Origin of the sequence: Rudaea sp., assembly GCF_036383415.1 — a bacterium.
In the GTDB taxonomy this organism is placed as follows: domain Bacteria; phylum Pseudomonadota; class Gammaproteobacteria; order Xanthomonadales; family Rhodanobacteraceae; genus Rudaea.
The window spans coordinates 1-2,497 of record NZ_DASVOK010000302.1; the positions used below are offsets into that span (position 1 = coordinate 1).

Sequence of the window (2,497 nt, forward strand, 5' to 3'; positions counted from 1 at the left end):
CAGGCGTTTCAGATTGAACTGGAGGCAGCGCGACAGCACCGTCACCGGCAGTTTCTGCGGGTCGGTGGTCGCAAGCAGGAACTTCACATGCCCCGGCGGCTCTTCCAGCGTCTTCAGCAGCGCGTTGAACGCCGACTTCGACAGCATGTGCACTTCGTCGATCAGATAAACCTTGTAGCGGCCACGCGAAGGCGTGTACTGCGCATTCTCGATCACCTCGCGCACGTCGTCGACGCCGGTGTTGCTCGCTGCGTCGATCTCGAGCAGGTCCATGAAGCGGCCGGCGTCGATGTCGCGGCAGGTCGAGCATTCGCCGCAGGGATTCGACGACTGGCCCTTCTCGCAGTTCAGCGACTTGGCGAAGATGCGCGCGATCGTCGTCTTGCCGACGCCGCGCGTGCCCGTGAACAGGAACGCATGGTGCATGCGCCCGCTGTCCAGCGCGTTGCTGAGCGCGCGCACGACGTGCTCCTGACCGACCAGTTCGGAGAACTTCTTCGGCCGCCACTTGCGTGCGAGGACTTGATAGGACATGCGGATTGAGATGGCGCTCGAAAGCTCGTTCGACAAGCGTCGATTGTCGCAAGTTGCGGCGGCGAGACCAAGCGGTTTCGTCCTTGTGCCGAAATCGCCGCTCCTGTATCCTCGCGCGCCCTGTCGGACGCGGTACAATGTCCGCCAGGCGCGGAGAGATGTCCGAGTGGTTGAAGGAGCACGCCTGGAAAGTGTGTAAGCGGCTTATACCCGCTTCGCGGGTTCGAATCCCGCTCTCTCCGCCAGTTTCAGCAACGATGTCCGGATCGAGCCGGCGTCGCCGCCTATGGCGGTCCCGTTGGTTCTCTCGCGACGATAGTTTGCAAACCCCGCCAGGGCCGGAAGGCAGCAACGGTAGTGAATGATTCGGGTGCCGGGATGCAGCTGACGGGACTGCCACCTCCCCTATAAACTCATGCCGGCGAAAGCCGGCATTTGTCTTTATTTCCGCTCAGATGCCACCGGCGTATTGTCCGGATGCAGCCACCCCGACTCGCCGTCGGCATAGTGCTCGTTCTTCCAGATCGGCACGCGCTTCTTCACCTCGTCGATGATGTAGCGACAGGCGTCGAACGCCGCGCCGCGATGCGCGGCGCTGACCCCGACCCAGACGGCCAGATCGCCGATCGCGAGCGCACCCGCGCGATGTACGCAGAAGGCTTCGATGATCGCGAATTTCTCGCGCGCCTCGTCGATGATGCGCTCGCCCTCGCTCTGCGCAAGCGGTGCATAAGCCTGGTAGTCGAGACGCTGCACGGCGCGGCCGTCGTTGTGGTCGCGCACCCAGCCCTCGAAGGTCGCGCAGGCACCCGTGCGCGCATGCACGAGGGCGCGCGCGAGCGCGGCCGGATCGATAGTGTCGTTGCTGATGCGGAACGCGGTCATCGTCATCCTCCGCTCACCGGAGGAATGAACACGACTTCGTCCCCATCATGCAGCGTGTGTCCCCACTGGGCGAAGGCGCCGTTGATCGCGACGCGAAGGCGGTCCTCACCCATGGTAAAGCCGTGCCGTGCACGCAGTTCGCTGTACAGGCCGCGCGCGTCTGTGGCGAGCGAGTGGATTTGCTCCGCGTCCATGCCAGCGCGATCGCGTAACGAAGCGAAATAGAGCACGCGATAGTTCATTTCGTGACCTTCCCGCCCTTCACGTTGCGCTTGCCGCCGGACTTCTCGACCAGGCGCAGATCGGCAATGACGATCTCGTGCGACAGCGCCTTGCACATGTCGTACACAGTCAGTGCGGCGACGCTCGCACCGGTCAGCGCTTCCATCTCGACTCCAGTCTTGTGCGAAACAGCCACCGTGCAGCGGATTTCCAGATCGGTGTCGCTTGCGAATTCCGCCGCGATATCGCAGCGCTCGATCGCGAGCGGATGACAGAACGGGATCAGTGCGTGCGTGCGCTTGGCTGCCAGCGTGCCGGCGATGATCGCGGTATCGATCACTGGGCCTTTCTTCGCGCGCATGCCGCCATCGCGCAACGCGCGCGCGACGACGGAGGGAAAACACACCGTAACTCGCGCCGTCGCGGAACGCGCGGTGATCGTTTTTGCGCCCACGTCGACCATGCGCGGACGGTTGTTGGCGTCGACGTGAGTCAGGCTATTCTGTTTTGACTTCGACATACGTATTCATGATCCCTCGCTCACCCGCCGACAGCAAACATTTCGACGTGCTTCTGCTCACCGCGCGCGCGCAGCTCCGCACGCTGCTCGCTGTAGCGGTCGGCACGCTGCGTCCAGCGCCGCGCGACCAGCGCAGCCAGTTCCTCGTCGCTGACGCCCGCGCGCAGTGGCTCGCGCAGGTCGTAGCCGAGGCGTGCGAACAGGCAGGTATACAGTTTTCCGTCGGCCGACAGGCGTGCGCGCGAGCAATCGCCGCAGAACGGCTGCGAAACTGAACTGATGAAACCCACTTCGCCCGCGCCGTCGGCAAACCGGTAACGCTCGGCGACTTCGCCG

At 63.8% G+C, this 2,497-nt stretch carries 4 protein-coding genes, 1 tRNA gene, 1 other RNA gene and 1 pseudogene; 2 read left to right on the top strand and 5 right to left on the bottom strand.

Translation table 11 applies throughout. The annotated features are described in order from the left end of the window. The coding region (gene dnaX / locus VF497_RS11375; RefSeq protein WP_330888763.1) for a DNA polymerase III subunit gamma/tau at positions 1-534 on the bottom strand (534 nt) is incomplete at its 3' end. A gap of 152 nt (positions 535-686) precedes the next feature. On the opposite strand from dnaX, the gene VF497_RS11380 reads away from it, so the two are divergent. Both VF497_RS11380 and ffs read left to right on the top strand, forming a co-directional pair. After that, positions 687-779, top strand: a tRNA-Ser gene (locus VF497_RS11380). A 51-nt stretch (positions 780-830) separates the two neighbouring features. Continuing rightward, positions 831-927: signal recognition particle sRNA small type (gene ffs, locus VF497_RS11385), an RNA gene on the top strand. 48 nt (positions 928-975) lie between these two features. Here the strand turns inward: ffs and VF497_RS11390 are convergent. The 4 genes and pseudogenes from VF497_RS11390 to VF497_RS11405 form a co-directional block, all read right to left on the bottom strand. Beyond that, complete coding sequence (locus VF497_RS11390; protein WP_330888765.1) at positions 976-1,425, bottom strand: molybdenum cofactor biosynthesis protein MoaE; 450 nt, start codon at positions 1,423-1,425, stop codon at positions 976-978. After that, a complete protein-coding gene (locus VF497_RS11395) occupies positions 1,422-1,661 on the bottom strand; it encodes a MoaD/ThiS family protein (protein ID WP_330888767.1) in 240 nt (79 codons plus the stop codon). The genes VF497_RS11390 and VF497_RS11395 overlap by 4 nt, the downstream gene beginning before the upstream one ends. After that, entirely contained in the window at positions 1,658-2,161 is a 504-nt protein-coding gene (gene moaC, locus VF497_RS11400; protein ID WP_330888769.1) for a cyclic pyranopterin monophosphate synthase MoaC, read from the bottom strand. The genes VF497_RS11395 and moaC overlap by 4 nt, the downstream gene beginning before the upstream one ends. Positions 2,162-2,181: 20 nt before the next feature. Further along, a pseudogene (locus tag VF497_RS11405) lies at positions 2,182-2,497 on the bottom strand (GTP 3',8-cyclase MoaA); the annotation flags it as partial.

Coding starts and splice junctions, on each gene's coding strand:
- VF497_RS11390 (WP_330888765.1), bottom strand. CDS start 1,425: ATGACGATGACCGCGTTCCGCATCAGCAACGACACTATCGATCCGGCC.
- VF497_RS11395 (WP_330888767.1), bottom strand. CDS start 1,661: ATGAACTATCGCGTGCTCTATTTCGCTTCGTTACGCGATCGCGCTGGC.
- moaC (WP_330888769.1), bottom strand. CDS start 2,161: ATGTCGAAGTCAAAACAGAATAGCCTGACTCACGTCGACGCCAACAAC.